Source organism: Paraburkholderia oxyphila NBRC 105797 (genome assembly GCF_000685075.1).
In the GTDB taxonomy this organism is placed as follows: Bacteria; Pseudomonadota; Gammaproteobacteria; order Burkholderiales; family Burkholderiaceae; genus Paraburkholderia; species Paraburkholderia oxyphila.
In genome coordinates this window covers 60,898-80,477 of the sequence record NZ_BAYD01000047.1, presented here as the reverse complement: position 1 = coordinate 80,477, position 19,580 = coordinate 60,898, and the positions used below count along the sequence as shown (strand labels likewise).

At 65.4% G+C, this 19,580-nt stretch carries 20 protein-coding genes and 1 pseudogene; 13 read left to right on the top strand and 8 right to left on the bottom strand.

The genetic code is table 11. The features are described from left to right. The 3 genes and pseudogenes from BO1_RS57950 to queF form a co-directional block, all read left to right on the top strand. Positions 1 to 151, top strand: a 151-nt coding sequence (locus BO1_RS57950; protein WP_156992409.1) for a hypothetical protein, incomplete at its 5' end; no start/stop codon positions are given. A gap of 12 nt (positions 152 to 163) precedes the next feature. Continuing rightward, a pseudogene (locus BO1_RS52820) lies at positions 164 to 1,057 on the top strand (5'-nucleotidase); the annotation flags it as partial. Positions 1,058 to 1,167: 110 nt separating this feature from the next. After that, positions 1,168 to 1,992 carry an NADPH-dependent 7-cyano-7-deazaguanine reductase QueF gene (gene queF / locus BO1_RS26570; protein ID WP_028220156.1) on the top strand — a complete coding sequence of 275 codons (825 nt, stop codon included), beginning with the start codon at positions 1,168 to 1,170 and terminating at the stop codon, positions 1,990 to 1,992. A gap of 89 nt (positions 1,993 to 2,081) precedes the next feature. On the opposite strand, the gene mtgA is transcribed toward queF, so the two are convergent. The 5 genes from mtgA to mpl all read right to left on the bottom strand — a co-directional run bounded on the left by mtgA (position 2,082) and on the right by mpl (position 8,094). Further along, positions 2,082 to 2,897, bottom strand: coding sequence for a monofunctional biosynthetic peptidoglycan transglycosylase (gene mtgA, locus BO1_RS26565; protein ID WP_084688201.1), 816 nt, complete (start codon positions 2,895 to 2,897; stop codon positions 2,082 to 2,084). A gap of 60 nt (positions 2,898 to 2,957) precedes the next feature. Then, the gene (gene aroE, locus BO1_RS26560; protein ID WP_028220154.1) at positions 2,958 to 3,833 is read right to left on the bottom strand and encodes a shikimate dehydrogenase; all 876 of its coding nucleotides are present in this window, start codon (positions 3,831 to 3,833) and stop codon (positions 2,958 to 2,960) included. Beyond that, a complete protein-coding gene (locus tag BO1_RS26555) occupies positions 3,830 to 5,995 on the bottom strand; it encodes a ribonuclease catalytic domain-containing protein (RefSeq protein ID WP_028220153.1) in 2,166 nt (721 codons plus the stop codon). The genes aroE and BO1_RS26555 overlap by 4 nt, the downstream gene beginning before the upstream one ends. A gap of 105 nt (positions 5,996 to 6,100) precedes the next feature. Beyond that, positions 6,101 to 6,706 (bottom strand): YqiA/YcfP family alpha/beta fold hydrolase, encoded by a 606-nt coding sequence (locus BO1_RS26550; protein WP_028220152.1) that lies wholly within the window; start codon positions 6,704 to 6,706, stop codon positions 6,101 to 6,103. Next, complete coding sequence (mpl, locus tag BO1_RS26545) at positions 6,703 to 8,094, bottom strand: UDP-N-acetylmuramate:L-alanyl-gamma-D-glutamyl-meso-diaminopimelate ligase (protein ID WP_028220151.1); 1,392 nt, start codon at positions 8,092 to 8,094, stop codon at positions 6,703 to 6,705. The genes BO1_RS26550 and mpl overlap by 4 nt, the downstream gene beginning before the upstream one ends. 220 nt (positions 8,095 to 8,314) lie before the next feature. Here mpl and BO1_RS26540 point away from each other — a divergent pair, with 220 nt between their 5' ends. The 10 genes from BO1_RS26540 (at position 8,315) to BO1_RS26495 (ending at position 16,748) form a co-directional block, all read left to right on the top strand. After that, complete coding sequence (locus BO1_RS26540) at positions 8,315 to 8,959, top strand: hypothetical protein (protein WP_028220150.1); 645 nt, start codon at positions 8,315 to 8,317, stop codon at positions 8,957 to 8,959. 24 nt (positions 8,960 to 8,983) lie between these two features. Next, positions 8,984 to 9,535 carry a TlpA family protein disulfide reductase gene (locus BO1_RS26535; RefSeq protein ID WP_028220149.1) on the top strand — a complete coding sequence of 184 codons (552 nt, stop codon included), beginning with the start codon at positions 8,984 to 8,986 and terminating at the stop codon, positions 9,533 to 9,535. Between the two features lie 205 nt (positions 9,536 to 9,740). Continuing rightward, positions 9,741 to 10,193: a type II 3-dehydroquinate dehydratase gene (gene aroQ, locus BO1_RS26530; RefSeq protein WP_028220148.1), complete on the top strand. Its 453-nt coding sequence runs from the start codon at positions 9,741 to 9,743 to the stop codon at positions 10,191 to 10,193. 103 nt (positions 10,194 to 10,296) lie between these two features. Further along, a complete protein-coding gene (gene accB, locus BO1_RS26525; RefSeq protein WP_028220147.1) occupies positions 10,297 to 10,767 on the top strand; it encodes an acetyl-CoA carboxylase biotin carboxyl carrier protein in 471 nt (156 codons plus the stop codon). A gap of 148 nt (positions 10,768 to 10,915) precedes the next feature. After that, a complete protein-coding gene (gene accC, locus BO1_RS26520) occupies positions 10,916 to 12,283 on the top strand; it encodes an acetyl-CoA carboxylase biotin carboxylase subunit (RefSeq protein ID WP_028220146.1) in 1,368 nt (455 codons plus the stop codon). A 3-nt stretch (positions 12,284 to 12,286) separates the two neighbouring features. Then, a complete protein-coding gene (gene prmA, locus BO1_RS26515) occupies positions 12,287 to 13,183 on the top strand; it encodes a 50S ribosomal protein L11 methyltransferase (protein ID WP_028220145.1) in 897 nt (298 codons plus the stop codon). 112 nt (positions 13,184 to 13,295) lie between these two features. Then, complete coding sequence (locus BO1_RS26510; RefSeq protein WP_028220144.1) at positions 13,296 to 14,540, top strand: zinc-ribbon and DUF3426 domain-containing protein; 1,245 nt, start codon at positions 13,296 to 13,298, stop codon at positions 14,538 to 14,540. A 104-nt stretch (positions 14,541 to 14,644) separates the two neighbouring features. Next, entirely contained in the window at positions 14,645 to 15,145 is a 501-nt protein-coding gene (gene tpx, locus BO1_RS26505; RefSeq protein ID WP_028220143.1) for a thiol peroxidase, read from the top strand. Positions 15,146 to 15,277: 132 nt separating this feature from the next. Next, positions 15,278 to 16,219 (top strand): carbohydrate kinase family protein, encoded by a 942-nt coding sequence (locus tag BO1_RS26500; RefSeq protein WP_028220142.1) that lies wholly within the window; start codon positions 15,278 to 15,280, stop codon positions 16,217 to 16,219. Positions 16,220 to 16,271: 52 nt separating this feature from the next. Further along, positions 16,272 to 16,748: an outer membrane lipoprotein gene (locus tag BO1_RS26495; RefSeq protein WP_028220141.1), complete on the top strand. Its 477-nt coding sequence runs from the start codon at positions 16,272 to 16,274 to the stop codon at positions 16,746 to 16,748. Positions 16,749 to 17,065: 317 nt separating this feature from the next. On the opposite strand, the gene BO1_RS26490 is transcribed toward BO1_RS26495, so the two are convergent. The 3 genes from BO1_RS26490 to BO1_RS26485 all read right to left on the bottom strand — a co-directional run bounded on the left by BO1_RS26490 (position 17,066) and on the right by BO1_RS26485 (position 19,318). After that, a complete protein-coding gene (locus tag BO1_RS26490) occupies positions 17,066 to 17,653 on the bottom strand; it encodes a histone H1-like DNA-binding protein (RefSeq protein WP_028220140.1) in 588 nt (195 codons plus the stop codon). 29 nt (positions 17,654 to 17,682) lie between these two features. Further along, positions 17,683 to 18,000: a hypothetical protein gene (locus tag BO1_RS61340; RefSeq protein ID WP_084688200.1), complete on the bottom strand. Its 318-nt coding sequence runs from the start codon at positions 17,998 to 18,000 to the stop codon at positions 17,683 to 17,685. Between the two features lie 94 nt (positions 18,001 to 18,094). After that, complete coding sequence (locus BO1_RS26485; protein WP_028220139.1) at positions 18,095 to 19,318, bottom strand: ribonucleotide-diphosphate reductase subunit beta; 1,224 nt, start codon at positions 19,316 to 19,318, stop codon at positions 18,095 to 18,097. Positions 19,319 to 19,580 lie beyond the last annotated feature (262 nt).

Sequence of the window (19,580 nt, the reverse complement as noted above, 5' to 3'; positions counted from 1 at the left end):
CCGCAACCAGGGCGCCGACTACAGCTCGATTCTCGTGGGCATTCAGGTGCCGGCGGCTGAGGACGCGGAGTTCCGCCGTTTCCTCGCCACGCTTGGCTATCCACATTGGGAAGAGACGCAGAATCCGGCTTACCGTCTGTTCCTCGCCTAAAGCACGACGATCATGGCCGTTTCGCTCTCCGACAAGCTCGTCGTCGCCATCTCGTCGCGCGCGCTCTTCGACTTCGAAGAGGAGAACCACGTCTACGAGACCGGCGACCTGCGCGACTACGAGGCGCTGCAGCGCGAACGCCTGAACGTGCCCGCGCGGCCCGGCGTGGCGTTCGCGTTGATCCGCAAGCTGCTCGCGCTGAACAACGGCGCGCATCACGTAGAGGTGGTGATACTCTCGCGCAGCGATCCCATCAGCGGGCTGCGCGCGTTCAGCTCGTGCCGCGAGCACAAACTCGACATCCAGCGCGGCGTGTTCACGCGCGGACGCGAGCCGTGGCGCTACCTCAAGCCGCTCAACGCGTCGCTGTTTCTTTCGGCGAATCCCGAGGACGTGCGCGGCGCGCTCGACGCCGGCTTCCCTGCCGCACGCGTCTTTCCAGAATCGGCGACAATGTCGGAACGCAACGCGCACGAGATTCGCATCGCGTTCGACGGCGATGCGGTGCTGTTTTCCGATGAAGCCGAGCAGATCTTCCAGCACGAGGGCTTGAGCGCCTTCGTGAGCCACGAGCGCGACAACTGCGAGCTGCCGCTCGCACAAGGGCCGCTCAAGCCGCTGCTCGAAGCGCTCAACCGGCTGCAGAAGCTCGCGGATGCCAACGCCACCATGCGCATCCGCACTGCGCTCGTGACCGCCCGCTCCGCGCCTGCCCATGAGCGTGCGATTCGCACGCTCATGGCCTGGAACATCGAAATCGACGAAGCGATGTTCCTCGGCGGACTCGACAAAGGCCCGTTCCTGCGCGAGTTCGAACCCGACTTTTTCTTCGACGACCAGATCCGCCATTGCGAATCGGCCCGTTCGGTCACGGCGACCGGTCACGTGGCAAGCGGCGTGGCAAACCCCGCGCCCCCCGCCAGTGCTGTGGACGCAAGCCACACGGCGCGCGCGGGCGCAACGAACGAAGCGTCGAGCGACGCACCGAAAGACGCACCAACTGAAACCAGCGCATCATGACTCCCGAACAATCCCCGCTCGGCAAGGCCGCCAGGTACACCGAACAATACGACGCCTCGCTGCTGTTTCCGATCCCGCGCGCGACCGCGCGCGAGGCGATCGGCATTGGCGCGCAACTGCCCTTCTTCGGCACCGATATCTGGAACGCCTACGAGCTGTCCTGGCTCAACGCGCGCGGCAAGCCGCAGATTGCCATCGCCACGTTCTTCATTCCCGCCGATTCGCCCAACATCGTCGAATCGAAGTCGTTCAAGCTCTATCTGGGCTCGTTCGCGCAGACGCCGTTCGAGTCTGCCGATGTCGTGCGCGACACGATCAAGCGCGACGTGTCGGCGGCCTGCGGCGCGCCGGTTTCCGTGCGGCTCGATCAGCCGGGCGCGTTCGGCAAGATTCCGTTTGAGGAATTCGACGGTCTTTCGCTCGACCGGCTCGACCTGGACACCGAGGTCTATCACCCGGACCCGACGCTGCTCAAGGCCGCGTTAGACGAGTCGCCGGTGGAAGAGACGCTGTTCTCGAATCTGCTGAAGTCGAACTGCCCCGTGACGGGCCAGCCCGACTGGGGCAGCGTGCAGATCCATTACGTGGGGCCGCAGATCGACCAGGCGGGCCTGTTGCGCTACATCATTTCGTACCGCAACCACACGGGCTTTCATGAGCAATGCGCCGAACGCATCTTCATGGACATCCTGCGCGAGTGCAAACCGGACCGGCTCGCGGTGTACGCGCGCTACACGCGGCGCGGCGGCCTCGACATCAATCCGTTCCGCACCAACTTCAACATGCCGATGCCGGACAACGCGCGGCTTGCACGGCAGTAAGCGCCAATAGCGGGAAGTTGATGAAAAAAGCGCCGGCTCGTCCGGCGCTTTTTCGTTTTGTGCGTGAGTCGCGACCGCTACTGCGGAGGCTATTGCGACGACGGCGGGAGTTCCGCGGCGCCCATGCGGCGCGCGATTACTCTGGAGCGCTGCGCGAGATACGGCGAGTTGCGATGCTCGTCGAAATACTTCGGCTGCGGCAGCATCACCGCCAGCCGCGCCGACTGCCACGGCGTGAGCTTCGCCGCCGTCGTGCGGTAGTAGTAGCGCGCGGCGGCCTGCGCGCCATAGACGCCATTGCCCCACTCCACCGAATTCAGATAGATCTCGAAGATGCGCTCCTTGTCGAGCAACGTCTCCAGCATCCACGTGATGATGAGCTCCTGGCCCTTGCGGATATAGCTCTTCTCGCGCGATAGAAACAGGTTGCGCGCGAGTTGCTGCGTGATCGTCGATCCGCCGCGCACGATGTGGCCACGCTTCTTGTTTCTTTCCCACGCCTGCAGGATGGCGTCGGTTTCGTAGCCGTTGTTGTTGACGAAGTTGGCGTCCTCGGACGCGATGATCGCGCGCTTCAGATTGCGCGAGATCTGGTCGTACGGCACCCACTGGTGCTGGATGTCGAGGTCGGGACGGTCGGCGGATAGACGCGCCTCGTCGGTGCGCATGAAGGCCGTGGACTGCGGATCGGCGAAATTCCAGACGGCGATCTGCGCGAAGTAGAAGAGCTGCGTCGCGAGCCACGCCACGCCGAACACCAGCACCGCGTAGACGAGCCAGCGCAAGGCGCCGGGGCGCTTGGCGCTCAGCGCGGCAACGCCATGATCGAATGACCCTTCGCGTTGCGCGTCGTATCGTCCTTCACCGAGTCCTGCTGCGTGCGGCCCCGAGGCTTCTCTACGCATGGCGTCGCGACTCCCCTGTTGGTGTGGTTCTGTGCCGGCTCAGGGACCGGCAGGCACGCGTCAGGCTTGCGCCGCCAACTGCTTGCGCAGCGCGGCCAGCACGGGCGCGCCATCGGGGCGCACGCCGCGCCACACGAAGAACGACTCGGCGGCCTGCTCCACCAGCATCCCGAGCCCATCCGATGCGCGTGCACCCAGCGACTCGGCGTGGCGCATGAACACGGTGGGTTCGGCGCCGTACATCATGTCGTAGGCAAGCGAGCCCGTGCCGAACGCGCGTGCATCGCACTCGGGCAGCGCCGCGTCGAGACTGCCAGCCGTGGCGTTGACAATCACGTCGTAGGGCTTGGCATCGACCGGGTCGCGATAGACCGCGTCCGGACCGCCGCCATTGATGAGGCAACCGAACTCGCGCGCGGCGCCTTCGAACTGCTCGACGAGCGCATGCGCCTTTTGCGCGGTGCGGTTCACGATCGTGATCTCGCGCGGCTGGCGCTCGAGCATCGGCAGCACGACGCCACGCGCCGCACCGCCCGCGCCCAGCAACAGCACGCGCGCGCCCTTGAGCGAGACGCCCAGATTCACCTCGATGTCGCGAACGAGGCCGAACCCATCGGTGTTGTCGCCGAAAATGCCGTCTTCGTCGAAGCGCAGCGTGTTCACGGCGCCCGCCGCCGCCGCCCGCGGCGACAGCCTGTTCGCCAGCGCATGCGCCTCCAGCTTGAACGGCACGGTCACGTTCAGGCCGCGGCCGCCTGCGGCGCGAAACGCCTGCACGTGCTCGACGAAGCCGTCGAGCGGCGCAAGCAAGCGGTCATAGTCGACGCGTTCGCCGGTCGCGGCCGCGAACTGCGCGTGGATATACGGTGACTTGCTGTGCGCGACCGGATTGCCGACCACCGCATAGCGATCGCGCTGAATTGGCTCGGCGCTCATGCGCGCGGCTCCGTGGCGTGTTGTTCGTTCAAATGCGCGGATTGCTGCACTTCCACGCCTTCCTGCGCACCGCCCTCGCCTTCGGCTGCGTCGGTTGAAGCGCTTGCATCGGCAGGCGCATCGGCTTCGGCGAGCGCTTCCGCTTCGCTTTGCGCGGATTCGTCGGCGGCTTCGATGAGCTCTTCGTCCTCGCCCGTGTCCTCTTCGGCCTCGGCGCCGCTCGTGACGACCGGCGCGTCGAGCACGCGCAGCATGCGCACCGACGCCTCGATCGTCAGCTCGTCGATCGACATCACCTCCATCATCAGGCGCGTGCCGCGCGCGTGCACGCCGAGCGCGGGCACGTGCATGAGCAGCGGCACTTCCTCGAAGCGCACCAGATCGTCCTTCACGACGGTCGCCGGGAATTCGCGGCGGGCTTCACCGTTGCCGTCACCGCGCATTTCCTGCTGGAGCCAGCGCAGGCACCAGAAGTACTCCATGCGGCGCTGATGATCGGCGTAGGCGGTGTAGGTCTCGTCGAAGCCCTGCACGACGGCGAACAGATCGGCGTCCTTGGGCTTGAACGGCGCGACCAGCTTGGCGGCCACGCCGTGCTCGACGCACGCGAGCAACTGCCACTGGTTCACGAGGTCGACGTAGCGGCGCAGCGGCGAGGTGCTCCACGCGTACTGCGCAACGCCCAGGCCTTCGTGCGGAGCGGCGTTGGTTTGCATGCGCGTGCGCTTGGGGCCCGTGGGCGCGCCGAACGCGCGCTGCGAGCGATAGATGCCCGGCACGCCGTGGTCGTTCAGGAACGCGCCCCACGTGGAGTTGGCGAGAATCGCCAGCTCCGCGACGATCAGGTCGAGCGGCGAACCGCGGCGGCGCGGCGTGATGGTGACATGCTCGCCGTCCACGTAGAAGTTGTAGTCGGTATTGCGCTGCACTTCGCGGCGCAGGCCGTAGCCCGCGCGCGCCTGCTGGCGCTTCTCGAAGAGCGCCTGCGCGAACGGCCACAGCACGGCGATGTCGTCCTTGTGCGGATAGTCGCCCGTGCCCGCGGCCAGCGTCTCCTCGGTGACAACCTCGTCGAGCGTGTTGTGGCGCAGGTTGTTCTTCACGAACACGCGCTCGGCGCGCGTTTCCGTGGCGACGATCTCCTGCGTCTCGCGGTTCACGATGCAGTAGAGCGAGAGCGCCGGGCGCATGCCGCCTTCCTTCAGCGTGAAGGCATCGACGAAATCGTCGGGCAGCATGGTGATCTTGTCGCCGGGCATGTACACCGTCGACAGGCGCGTGCGCGCGACCGTGTCGGCCGTGTCGCCGCGCTTGATGCCCAGCGCCGGCGCCGCAATGTGGATGCCGATGCGCACGCGGCCGTCGGCGAGATGCTCGATCGAGAACGCGTCGTCGATTTCGGTCGTGGTGACGTCGTCGATCGAGAACGCCTGCACGTGCTCCGCCGCATCGGGCAGATCATCGGGCAGCGCACCCACCTCCACGCCCGGAAAGCCTGTGCCGTGCGGGAAGAACTCGGCGAGGAAGCGCGCCTCGTGCAGCGCACGCGGCGTGGCGATGCCGCCGCATTCGAGCATCAGGCGCGGCATCGAAATACCGCGCGCGGCCGCGGCCGCCTCGAGCGCCTTGTATTCGATGGTGTTCTTGTCGGGCTTCGTGAGGAGACCCAGCGCCTTGTCCTTGAGCGCCTCGGGCAGCTTGCCCGCCTTGAGATCCTCTTCGTAGCCCGCCTGCACGAGCGCCTGCTGACGCTTGCGCTCGAGCGACGCGAGCGCCATCTTCAGTTGCTCCTCGGGCGCGCGTTGATACTGGCCACGCCCCTTGCGGCGGAAGTACACGGGCGAGCCGTGCAGACGCAGCACGAGCGCGGCGCGCTCGACCGGGCCATAGGATTCGCCGAAGTACTCGCTCGCGAGCGCCGTATACGCGAATTCATCGGCGGGCGCGCATTCCCACAGGAAATCGAGATCGATTTCCTGTGCGGCGGCGTCCGCCTGCTCCAGCAGATCGCCGGCGGCGGGCTTCTCGAATTCGATCAGCACGTCTTTCGCGCGCACCTTGGCGCGCCGCCCACCCGGCAACTCCACCTGAAACGCATCGCCCTGGCGCGACAGCACGCTGCCCGCCTTGAAACTGCCCGATTCCTCAAAGAAGACGTTCACTCAACACTCTCGTTCAGACTTGCTTGGACCGCGGGGGCGATGCGCCCAGGCGGTGCTGCTATATACATACAGGCGTTCGCGCGCGCGGCGCGAACGGGCGACGCATCAAGGCACGTCGCCAGAGGGCGCTCCGCCAGAGGGCGCTCCGCAGAACCGGATCACATCGTCGACGTAATCGGCGAATTCGCTGATGCCATGGTCGCTGCCTTCGATCAGGTGCGTCCTCGCGCCCGGATAATGCGCGAGCATCTCGCGGTAATCGAGCACTTCGTCGCCGGTCGCGGCGATCAGATAGTAGCGCTGCGGCTCCGTCACCTGAGTCACGGCCAGCGCGCGCAGTTCTTCCAGATGATGCGGCTCGACGACGATGCTGCCGCCGCCGTGCCAGAGCGGCTGCTCGCCCAGATACTTCGACAGGTCGCGCTCCGGCGTCACCGCCGGATTGAGCAGCACGGCGTGCCAGCCGTGCTTTTCGGCCAGATGCGTGGCGAAGAAACCGCCCAGCGAGCTGCCGATCAGCGTGATGCGCTCGCCTGCTTGCGCACGCGCGGCGATCTCGCGCTCGACGAGCGCCACCGTCTCCACCGGCGAGACCGGCAGCATCGGGCACAGCCACTCGCCACTACGCCCGAGCGCTTCGAGGCGTGCGTCCAGCAAGCGCGCCTTGAACGATTGCGGCGACGAACGGAATCCGTGCAGATAGACGATCACGCCGCTCTCCGCGCCGACAGCGCATCGAGCAGCTTCTGATGCACGCCGCCGAATCCGCCGTTGCTCATCACCAGCACCTGGTCGCCGGGACGCGCGGCCGCCACCACGGCCTTCACGAGCGCGTCGATGTCGTGGTACGCGCGCGCCTTCTCGCCCAAAGGCGCGAGCGCCCCCGCGAGGTCCCAGCCGAGCGCGTCCTTGCCGCCCGGCGCGCCGTAGCCGAACACGAGGTCGGCGTCGGCGAGGCTCGCCGGCAGTTGCGCCTTCATCACGCCGAGCTTCATCGTGTTCGAGCGCGGCTCGAGCACGGCGAGGATGCGCGTATTGTCGTTGCCCACGCGCGTGCGCAACCCGGCGATCGTCGTTTCGATCGCGGTGGGATGGTGCGCGAAGTCGTCGTAAACCGTCACGCCGTCCACGCTGCCGCGCACTTCCATGCGGCGCTTGACGTTGCGGAAGGTGGCGAGCGACTGCGCGGCCTGCGCGGGCGGCACGCCCACGCTGCGCGCGGCGGCAATCGCGGCGAGCGCGTTCATGCGGTTGTGCTCGCCCTGGATCTGCCAGTCGACCACGCCCACGCGCTCGCTGTTGTGATAGACCGCGAAGCGTTCGTCGAGCGGCACGCCCTGCTCGGCCGGCAACGCCTGCCAGCCGCCATCCACGCCGAAGCGCTCCACCTCGCTCCACACACCGCGCGCGAGCACGCGATCGAGCGCGTCGCTGCGCCCGTTCGAGACGACGCGGCCCACGCCCGGAATGGTGCGCACGAGATGATGGAACTGCGTCTCGATGGCGGCGAGATCGGGGAAGATATCGGCGTGATCGAATTCGAGGTTGTTCAGCACCGCGGTGCGCGGACGGTAATGGACGAACTTCGAGCGCTTGTCGAAGAACGCCGTGTCGTACTCGTCGGCTTCAATCACGAAGAAGCTCGAGTCGGTGAGACGCGCCGAGATGCCGAAGTTCAGCGGCACGCCGCCGATCAGGAAGCCGGGGTTCAGGCCCGCGTCTTCGAGCAGCCACGCGAGCATCGAGCTCGTCGTGGTCTTGCCGTGCGTGCCCGCCACGGCGAGCACCCACTTGTCGCTCAACACGTGCTCGCCGAGCCACTGCGGCCCCGACGTGTACGGCAGGCCGCGATTGAGGATCTCCTCCATCAGCGGATTGCCGCGCGTCACCACGTTGCCGATCACATAGAGATCGGGATTGAGTTCGGTCTGGCTCGCGTCGTAACCCTCGATCAGGCGAATACCCTGCGCTTCGAGCTGGGTGCTCATCGGCGGATACACGCCCGCGTCGCAGCCGGTCACCGTGTGGCCCGCGCTGCGCGCGAGCACGGCCAGACCGCCCATGAACGTGCCGCAGATGCCGAGGATATGGATGTGCATAAGCCTGTCGCGCCGCGCGGGCGTCGTGAACGGGTTAAAACGGTTTATAGGGATGGGGACAGCGAAGACGGCGGCGCAAGCCGCCGGAGCAAAGAACGGTATTGTACCCGACGCCCTGCGGCTTTTTCGCCGCAGCGGGCCGATGAACCGACGATGCGGCCTGAGTCAGCGCGGATGGGCGCCGAACAGGACGCCATGCGATCTCTAGTATGATGGACGCATGGTTCGCAGATCACATTTCGATCCCCAGCGCGTGCGCGAGGAAATCGCCATCGCGGCAGCAAGGATGATCGCCGAGGATGGCCTCGACTACGCCACCGCCAAACGCAAGGCCGCGCGGCAGGTGGTGGGGGACACGCGCATCGAAGGCGCCTGGCTGCCCGACAACGATCAGATCGAAGACGAGATCCGCGAATATCAGGCCCTCTTTCAGGGCGAGCACCAGCCGGCGATCCTGCGGCGCCTGCGCGAGATCGCGCTCGAATGGATGCGGCGGCTCGAGTCGTTCAATCCGTTCCTCACCGGCGCGGTGCTCAACGGTACGGCCGGCGAGCACTCGGATATTCATCTGCAGATCTTCTGCGACAACGCGAAGGACGTCGCGATCTGGCTCCTGAACGCGAACGTGCAGTACGACGTCTCGGAAACGCGCCATTTCGCCGCGCGAGGCTACGTGGAAACGTTCAGCTTCATGTGGCAGCCGTCGCGCGTTGAAGAGCCGGTCGGCATTCACGTGGCGCTCTACAATACCGACGACCTGCGCGGCGCCGTGCGCGCCGATGCACGCGGGCGTCTGCCGCGCGCGAATGCGCAGGCGCTCCAGGCGCTGATCGACGAAAGCGGCGCCACCTCCTCCACCACCTGACTCATATAGAGCTTAAGCGCAGCAATGAACACGAAGCGGATTCTGGCCGGCGTCGCAGTGGCGGCGGTGGCAGCCGGCGGCGGCATCCTGGCGGGACACTATGCAAACAGCGGCAACACCAGCGTCGCCGATGCGGCCTCGGTCGCGGCCAGGCCGGATGCGGTCGGCCAGCTCTGGTCGGCCCCCGTGACCAACCCCGACGGCAAGGCCCAGTCGCTCTCCATCTATAAAGGCCACCCGATCGTGGTGAACTTCTGGGCGTCGTGGTGCGGGCCATGCGTCGAAGAAATGCCCGAGCTCTCCGCACTGCAACGCGAGTATGCGAAGAAAGGCATCCAGTTCGTGGGCCTTGGCGTCGATTCGGCCGCCAACATCAAAACCTTTCTCCAGAAAGTCCCGGTCGACTATCCCATCTACATTGCCGGATTCGGCGGCGCGGACGTCGCGCGCGCGTTCGGCAACGCCGCGGGCGGCTTGCCTTACACCGTCGTAATCGACGCGAACGGCACGGTACGTGCGACAAAATTAGGCCAAATCAAGATGGACGAGCTGCGTCACACCCTTGATACACTCTGACATGCGCCAAACGCCGCGGAATAATTGACCGGAGCTTAAGGGCCGTAAGGCACTTTTTGCTGCGGAATTTGGGGTAGTTGACGGAAGATCGCCCCGCGCGCGTCACCGGGCCCATGATCGGGGCCATATCATCCGTTTGGAAAACTAGACAAATTTCTCTAATCGGCGCTAAAGTTCGCGCAATTCCACGGAAAAAGAAGCCACCATGACGCGACTGCTGGTTTTGCACGGCCCCAACCTCAATCTTCTCGGCACCCGGGAACCCGAGGTCTATGGGCGCGTGACGCTGCCGCAGATCGATCAGGCGCTTGCCGACCGTGCCGCCGATGCCGGCGTGGAGCTGGCAACGTTTCAGAGCAACCACGAAGGCGCGCTGGTGGACCGCATTCAGGCGGCTCGCAGCGAGCAGACGGATTTCATCCTGATCAACCCGGCGGCGTACACGCACACGAGCGTGGCAATCCGGGACGCGCTGGCAGGCGTCGGCATTCCGTTCGTCGAGATTCACCTCTCGAACGTCCATCGCCGCGAGGCCTTCCGGCACCACTCGTATTTCTCCGACCAGGCCGAGGGTGTCATCTGCGGCCTCGGCTGGAAGGGTTATCTCTACGCGCTCGAATACGCGCTCGACCGGCTCGCGGCCGGTTCGGCCGCGTGAGCTCGACGGCGAGAGACCTGAGGCATTCTGCAAGACAACACCAAACCCGTGCCGGGGCGCGCGCGCCCGGGTACTCACGTATGCAAAGCAAAGGGGCTGCACCATGGATCTACGTAAGCTGAAGACTCTGATCGACCTCGTCTCCGAATCGGGCATCTCGGAGCTCGAAGTGACCGAGGGCGAAGGCAAGGTGCGCATCGTCAAGAATGCGCCGCCGGTTTACGTGCAGCCGGGTGTCGCGCAATATGCCGCGCCGATCGCCGGCGCCCCGCTCGCCGCGCCCGCTCACGCGGCCGAAGCCGCCGCGAGCCCCGCTGCTGCCGCGCCGGTCGTGCCGCAAGGCCACGTCGTGACCTCGCCGATGGTCGGCACGTTCTACCGCGCGCCGTCGCCGGGCGCCGATCCGTTCGTCCAGGTGGGCGACACGGTCAAGGAAGGCCAGACGCTGTGCATCATCGAAGCGATGAAGCTCCTGAACGAGATCGAGTCGGACGCGGCCGGCGTGGTCAAGGAAATCCTCGTCGACAACGGCCAGGCGGTCGAATACGGCCAGCCGCTCTTCGTGATCGCCTAAGCTTTTCTGCGCGCGGCGGTGGCCTTCTTTTGCTGGCCGCGCCGCGTTTGTCGCGTTTGGCGCCTGCAGATGGCGACGCACGCGACCGATCCGCTGAGGTGCCCGCTCGAGCGTCTGGCGGCGCCCATTGATGAGTCGAATACCCACCATGTTTGAAAAAATCCTCATTGCCAATCGTGGCGAAATCGCGCTCCGCATCCAGCGCGCGTGCCGCGAGCTCGGCGTCAAGACGGTCGTCGTCTATTCGGAAGCCGACAAGGAAGCCAAGTACGTGAAGCTCGCCGACGAGGCGGTCTGCATCGGCCCGGCGCCTTCGAATCTGAGCTATCTGAACATGCCGGCGCTCATCAGCGCGGCCGAAGTCACCGACGCCGAAGCGATCCACCCCGGCTATGGCTTCCTCTCCGAGAACGCCGACTTCGCCGAGCGCGTCGAGCAATCGGGCTTCACGTTCATCGGCCCGCGCCCGGAAACGATCCGCATGATGGGCGACAAGGTCACGGCCAAGCAGACGATGATCAAGACCGGCGTGCCGTGCGTGCCGGGCTCGGAAGGCGCATTGCCCGACGATCCGAAAGAGATCGTGAAGATTGCGCGCTCGATCGGCTACCCGGTCATCATCAAGGCCTCGGGCGGTGGCGGCGGCCGCGGCATGCGCGTCGTGCATACGGAAGCGGCGCTCGTGAACGCGGTCAACATGACCAGGGAAGAAGCGGGCCGCGCCTTCGGCAACCCGCAGGTCTACATGGAGAAGTACCTCGAGAATCCGCGTCACATCGAGATTCAGGTGCTCTCCGACTCGTTCAAGAACGCCGTGTGGCTCGGCGAGCGCGACTGCTCGATGCAGCGCCGCCACCAGAAGGTGATCGAGGAAGCGCCGGCGCCGGGCATCGCGCGCCGCCTGCTCGACCGCATCGGCGACCGCTGCGCCGACGCGTGCAAGAAGATGGGCTACCTCGGCGCGGGCACGTTCGAATTCCTCTACGAGAACGGCGAGTTCTACTTCATCGAGATGAACACGCGCGTGCAGGTCGAGCACCCGGTCACCGAGCAGATCACCGGCATCGACATCGTGCAGGAGCAGATCCGCATTGCGGCCGGCGAGAAGCTCGCGTTCCGCCAGCGCGACATCCAGCTCAAGGGCCACGCGATCGAGTGCCGTATCAACGCCGAAGATCCGTTCAAGTTCACGCCTTCGCCGGGCCGTCTCACCTCGTGGCACATGCCGGGGGGCCCGGGCGTGCGCGTGGATTCGCATGCCTACAATGGCTATTTCGTGCCGCCGAACTATGATTCGATGATCGGCAAGCTGATCACCTACGGCGCGACGCGCGAGCAGGCCATCCAGCGCATGCGCATCGCGCTCTCGGAAATGGTCGTCGAAGGCATCCAGACGAACATCCCGCTGCACCGCGAGCTGATGCTCGATGCGAAGTTCGTCGAAGGCGGCACGAGCATTCACTACCTCGAAAGCCGTCTGGCCGAGCGTCAGGCCGTGAAGAAGGACGAAGCGTAATTCATGAGCTATCGGGAACTGATCGTCGAGCTGGATCGCAATCGCGCGGAAGCCCTTTCCGACGCGCTGATCGAGCTTGGCGCCCTTTCGGTGTCGGTGGAAGACGCCGACGCCGACACGCCCGACGAGCAGCCGCTCTTCGGCGAGCCGGGTCTCACGCCCGAGCGCACCGCGTGGCAGCATTCGCGCGTGATCGCGCTGATCGGCGACGATCAGGATCCCGCCGTGCTGCTCGCGGCTGCCGCGAACGAGCTGGGTCTCGCGGATACGCCGAAGTTCTCGCTGCGCGAAGTCGAAGAGCAGGACTGGGTGCGGCTCACGCAATCGCAGTTCGATCCGATCCCGATCGGCGAGCGCATCTGGGTCGTGCCTTCGTGGCACGACGCGCCCGATCCGGACGCGCTCGTGCTCGAGCTCGATCCGGGCCTCGCATTCGGCACCGGCAGCCACCCCACCACGCGGCTGTGCATGGAGTGGCTCGAGCAACATGTGCAGCCCGGCAATTCGCTGCTCGACTACGGCTGCGGCTCGGGCATCCTCGCAATCCTCGCGAAGAAGTGCGGTGCGAATCCGGTGATCGGCATCGACATCGATCCGCAGGCGGTCGAATCGGCGCGCCACAACAGTGAACGCAATCACGCCGAGGTCACCTACGGCCTGCCCGACGACTGCCCCGCGGGCGAGTTCGATATCGTCGTCGCGAATATTCTTTCGAATCCGCTCAAGCTGATGGCGTCGATGCTTTCGTCGCGTGTGAAGCCGGGCGGACGGCTCGCGCTCTCGGGCATCCTCGCGCGCCAGGCCGAGGAAGTCGCCGAGGTTTACGCACGCTGGATCGACATTTCGGTCTGGCGCGAGCACGAAGGCTGGGTCTGCCTCGCCGGCACGCGCCGCGCGTAGACAGGTCGCGCGCGGGATCTGATCGCGCCCCAGGCGCGACCTGCGAAGTCGTAGACCGCTGTGGATTGCCAGTAGAATGGCGTATCGCCAACCCTCCGGTTCCACGGCACACATGCTTCTGGCAACGCGCTGTCCCTTCTGCGAAACCGTCTTCCGCATCCAGCCGGTGCACCTCGCCGCGCGCCGCGGTCTCGTGCGCTGCGGGCATTGTCAGGAAGCGTTCGACGCGTCGGGTAGCCTGTACGAGCTGCCCGAAAACGGCGATTTCGATCAGGCCACGCCGGTCGCGGCCGATATAGCGGCAAGCCTGACCGCACCGCCAGCGCCACAGGCGGCGCCTGCTCAGGAGCCCGTTCATGAAGCCGTTCATGAAGCCGTTCATGAAGCCGCTCATGGAACCGATCAGGCGCCTGCACAAGTCTCCGATCAGGCACCTCAAGGCGAACCCGCGTCAGCAGCCACGGAGTCCGCAGCGCCGAGCCCACCCAATTTCGCGGGACGCGCCTGGGATCCCTGGGCGATCCCTCCGGACAGCAAACTCGATCCGGGCCTGCAGTACGACGCCGGCCATCTGCCACGCGGAGGACTCGCGCCCGGAGTCACCCCGAGGATGGTGCGCGGCGCCCACGAGGAGCCCACGCTCTCGCACCCCATCGGGCGCGACGCGGCATTCGCCGCAGGATCCGCAACGTCCGGCCATATCGAGCCGACCCTTTCGGCGAACGAAGCAATTCATAGCGCTCAGGCCGACCCCGAGCCCGCGTTCCGGCGCGCACCGGCCGAGTCATTCGCCGTGCCCGCGTTCAGCGCGATCGAGCCCAACGTCGGGGGCGAGCCCTTCGCGGTCACGCGTGAAGCGCCCACTCGCGCGCAACCGCGCACGGGTTGGCGCATCGTGGGCGTGCTGATCGCGCTCGTGCTGCTCGCGACACTTGCCGCACAACTCGCCTGGTGGCTGCGCGAAACCATCATGGTCTCCTGGCCCGCCTCGCAACCGTACTATCAACAGGCCTGCGCGCAGCTCGGCTGCAGCGTGCGAGCGCCACGCGACATCGACGGTCTCCAGGTCCAACCGTCCGATCTGCGCCAGGTGGACGACCCGCATCACCTCGAGTTGAAGGTGCCGCTGCACAACCGCTTCGACGTGGCGCTCGCGTATCCGGCCATGGAGCTCACGCTGCTCGATCGCCAGAACACTATCGTCGTGCGCCGCGTGCTGTGGCCGCAAGATTACGCGCCGCCCGGCACGCCCATCGAAGCCGGCCTGCCCGCGCAGACCACGCAGACGATGATCGTGCGGCTCGACACCGGCAACGTGGTCGCGTCGAACTTCCGCATCGAAATCTTCTATCCCTGAACTACCGCGCCGGCGCCCGTAGACGCGCGGGCGCGCGTTACCTGCACCCGGCCAAAGCCGGGTGCGCCCTTCACCACAACAGCACTGCATTCGGAGAGCACATCATGAGTCAAGTCACGCTAGGCGGTAACCCGATCGACGTCGCCGGCACCTTCCCGACGGCCGGCCAGAAGGCCCCCGCGTTCTCGCTCGTCGGCAAGGACCTCAAGCCCGTCGCGCTCGCCGATTTCGCCGGCAAGCGCAAGGTGCTGAACATCGTGCCGAGCCTCGACACGCCGGTCTGCGCCACCTCCACGCGCAAGTTCAACGAAGCCGCCGCCAAGCTCGACAACACGGCTGTCGTCGTCATCTCGGGCGACCTGCCGTTCGCCGCCGCGCGCTTCTGCACGACCGAAGGCATCGAGAACGTCGTCACGGCGTCGACCTTCCGCGGCCATGAGTTCGCGCAAGCCTATGGCGTGGACGTCACGAGCGGCCCGCTGACCGGCCTCACGGCGCGTGCCGTGGTGGTCATCGACGCGAACGACAACGTCGTCTACGCCGAGCGCGTCAGCGAAATCAAGGACGAGCCGAACTACGACGCCGCGCTTGCCGCACTGAAGTAATCTCTGTCGCGGCGCGCGCGAGCTGGATTGAGTCCCGGCGCCATGCCGGCTCAATCGCCCTGACTGCGGCACCCGCTGCGGCACCCGCGCCGCGCCGCCCTCTCCACCACACGCATTACAGGAATCCCCGCCTTGGCTACGCTGATCTGCGGCTCGCTCGCCTACGACAACATCATGACTTTCGAAGGCCGCTTTCGGGAGCACATCCTGCCCGAGCAGGTCCACATCCTGAACGTGAGCTTCCTCGTGCCGACGATGCGCCGCGAATTCGGCGGCTGCGCGGGCAATATCGCCTACTCGCTGCATCTGCTCGGCGGCGACGCGCGCATCATGGCGACGGTCGGCGCCGCCGATGCGCAGCCCTACCTCGAGCGCCTCGACACGCTTGGACTCTCGAAGGCGCACGTGCGCGTGCTGCCCGACACGTGGTCCGCGCAGGCGATGATCACGACCGACCTCGAGAACAACCAGATCACGGCCTTCCACCCGGGCGCGATGATGCAATCGCACCTGAACCGCGCCGACGAAGCGCCCGGCATCAAGCTCGGTATCGTCGCCCCGGACGGCTTCGACGGCATGGTCCAGCACGTGGAGCAATTCGCGAAGGCGGGCATCCCGTTTGTCTTCGATCCAGGTCAAGGATTGCCGCTGTTCGACGGTGCGTCGCTTCGACGCGCCATTGAACTTGCGACCTATGTGGCGGTCAACGACTACGAAGCCAATTTGGTCAGCCATCGCACCGGCTGGTCACTCGACGAGATCGCGAGCCACGTCGACGCGCTGATCGTCACGCGCGGCGAGCACGGCTCACAGATCTACCACAACGGCGGCATGGAAGAAATTCCGCCGGTGCAGGCCGAGCAGGTGCTCGATCCCACGGGTTGTGGCGACGCGTTCCGCGGCGGCCTGCTCTACGGTATCGAGAACGGCCTCGACTGGGCCACTACAGGACGTCTCGCGAGCCTCATGGGCGCGCTGAAGATCGAGCATCTTGGCCCGCAAAACTATGCGCCCACGAAGGCGCAAATCAAAGAACGATTCAAGACGGCGTTCGATTACGAGTTGCCGCTCTGAATCCGGGTGCCGCTACCCTTGCGGATAGCGGCACTCATTGGAGTTACGGGAAATGAAAACAACAAGTCGTCTGATGGTCGCCGTCATGATCGCGGGCTCGCTCGCCATGACAGGCTGCGCGTATAACAGCAGTTCCGCCGATGTCTACACCGCCTCGCAGGCGCAACGTGAAGCCACCGTGCGCATGGCCACCGTCGAAAGCGTGCGCGCGGTGAAGATCAGCTCCAACAACGGCCAGCCGAGCGGGCTCGGCGCGGTGGGCGGCGGCGCGCTCGGCGCCGTGGCGGGCAGCCAGATCGGCGGCGGCACGGGCTCGATCATCACCGGCATCATCGGCGGCATCGCGGGCGCCGTGGCCGGCAACGCGGTCGAGAACGGCGTGGCCATGCGCGACGGCCTCGAGATCACGGTGCGCCTCGACAACGGCGACTACCGCGCGATCACGCAATCGGCCACTGGCGAGGTCTTCCAGGCCGGCGACCGTGTGCGCCTGCTCTCGAGCGGCGGCGTCACGCGTGTGACGCACTAGTCACCTGTAACCACAACCCGGTTTCCCCTGTACCGCAGCGGCGCCTTGCGCCCTCCTGCGGAACCTCAGGCGCATGTGCTCCCCTGTGCATGCGCCTTTTTTCACGCCCGCGCCCAACGCGGCTTGTGCGGCGCACGCATGAGAGGCAGGTGGATCAGGCGTACAGACGAAAAAAATCCCGTCGCGGACAAACCCGGCGACGGGACTGGGAGCGGGCCTTGCGAGCACACCTGCGGACTCACCCGCAGGGACATCGCCAGGCCCCGCCACCGAAGCGCGCGTTTTGACTGACTCTCGCGCGCTTCGGCTCGTACTGCTTACGGACGGCTGCCGGTCGGGAACGGCCATGCTGCGGCCGGGTTCAGCGCCGTCTTCACCGTTGCTGCCGGCGCGGCCGGTTGTGCAGCAGCGGGGGCAGCAGGCGCGGCAGCGGCCGCCTTCGCAGGTGCCTTCTTGGCAGCCTTCTTCGCGGCAGCCTTCTTCGCAGGCGCAGCCTTCTTGGCGGCAGCCTTCTTCGCAGGCGCGGCCTTCTTGGCAGCAGCCTTCTTCGCAGGCGCCTTCTTGGCAGCGGCCTTCTTCGCCGGTGCTGCCTTCTTCGCGGCAACCTTCTTCACCGCGACTTTCTTGGCTGCAACCTTCTTCGCTGCGGCCTTCTTCGCCGGTGCTGCCTTCTTCGCAGCAACCTTCTTCACGGCGACTTTCTTCGCTGCAACCTTCTTCGCTGCGGCCTTCTTCGCCGGTGCTGCCTTCTTCGCAGCAACCTTCTTCACGGCGACTTTCTTCGCTGCAACCTTCTTCACCGCGACCTTCTTCGCTGCGGCCTTCTTCGCCGGAGCGGCCTTCTTCGCTGCAACCTTCTTCACTGCGGCTTTCTTAGCCGCCGGTTTCTTCTTGGCAGTAGCCATTTTTCTTCTCCTTCAGGTTCAGATGAGAGTCAGTTCAAACTACACCCTTCGTCAAAACCCGCTTCCCGCGAACGCTTCTCACGGCGCACACTACGAAGCGGGCTATTCATCGGCGTACGCTGATCCCGCGCGCTTACGCTAATGAATGCGGTAAGGCGCGCCGTGCCACGAGGCACCGCGCGCCAGATCGATCCGGCGTCGGATACCGACACCGGCCAATGTTCGTTGAAAGCGCAGGTCACACGACCCACGCCCTTTTCCGGGGGGAAGTTTGCCCATCCCACTGAAGGGTTCGCAAAGTGCCTTGCACGTAGATGAGCCAGCCTGGCTCCGGGCACGCTTTGCATCAGGCGTTCCTGCTCCTAATCATCATGCCGGTCGAGGCGCCCGCATGGCGCCTCACGGCAACCCCAAAAGACCTGGTACCGCAGTGCGCCCGGGTTATTCCCAGGACAGCGCACCGCCCGTCTGATATTCGATCACGCGCGTCTCGAAGAAGTTGCGTTCCTTCTTCAAGTCGATCATCTCGCTCATCCACGGGAACGGGTTCTCTTCGTTCGGGAACAGCGTATCGAGACCGATCTGCTGGCAACGACGGTTGCAGATGAAGCGCAGATAGCTCTTGAACATCGACGCGTTCAGACCCAGCACGCCGCGTGGCATGGTGTCTTCAGCATAGCGGTATTCGAGATCGACCGCATGCTTGAACAGCTCGGTAATCTCCGCGCGGAACGCCGGGGTCCACAGCTGCGGGTTCTCGAGCTTGATCTGGTTGATCAGGTCGATGCCGAAGTTGCAGTGCATCGACTCGTCGCGCAGGATGTACTGATACTGCTCCGCAGCACCGGTCATCTTGTTCTGGCGGCCGAGCGCGAGGATCTGCGTGAAGCCCACATAGAAGAACAGGCCTTCCATGATGCAGGCGAACACGATGAGCGACTTGAGCAGGGCCTGGTCCGCTTCGAGCGTGCCGGTCTTGAACGCCGGGTCCGTGAGCACGTGGATGAACGGGATCAGGAACTCGTCCTTGTCGCGGATCGACTTGACCTCGTGGTACGCATTGAAGATCTCGCCTTCGTCCAGACCCAGCGACTCGACGATGTACTGGTACGCGTGCGTGTGGATCGCCTCTTCGAACGCCTGGCGCAGCAGGAACTGGCGGCATTCGGGCGCCGTGATGTGCCGGTAGGTGCCGAGCACGATATTGTTGGCGGCGAGGGAGTCGGCGGTGACGAAGAAGCCGAGGTTGCGCTTGACGATGCGGCGCTCGTCCTCGGTCAGACCGTTCGGGTCCTTCCACAGGGCGATGTCGCGCGACATGTTGATTTCCTGCGGCATCCAGTGGTTCGCGCAGCCGGACAGGTACTTCTCCCAAGCCCACTTGTACTTGAACGGGACCAACTGGTTCACGTCGGTCTGGCCGTTGATGATGCGCTTGTCGGCGACATTCACGCGGGCTTCGGTCGAGACCGGCGCCTGCGGCGGCGGTGCGACTGCGAAGTCGGCGGAGAAGATGTTGGTCGCCGAAGAAGACTGAGGAGCCGAACGCAGACCGAACTGCGTTTGCGGAACAGAGACAGCTTCACCCGCGAGGTTGCGCATTGCGTTTTGCTGCGCACCGCTCGACGGAGTTACGGCCGTGTTCTCGTCATCCCAGTTGAGCATAAATGTCACCATCAATTTAGATCGGTTTGTACCATCTTTTCATGCGCGATAAAAGGGTTCGCACACGAAAATTCCTGTTTTCGATTCGCCTTGCGACCTCGATACAACACTTTGTTGTCGCTCTGTGTCGATTGCGTCGTGTGAGCGGTGCGTGAGCATCGCGTCATCGTCGCTTGAACATCGCACTTGCGAGGCTGCTCGTTGGTCTTCGCGACATCGTGAGCGCGAGTGAAGGTGGGTTCGCTGCGCGCCGTTTGCTCGC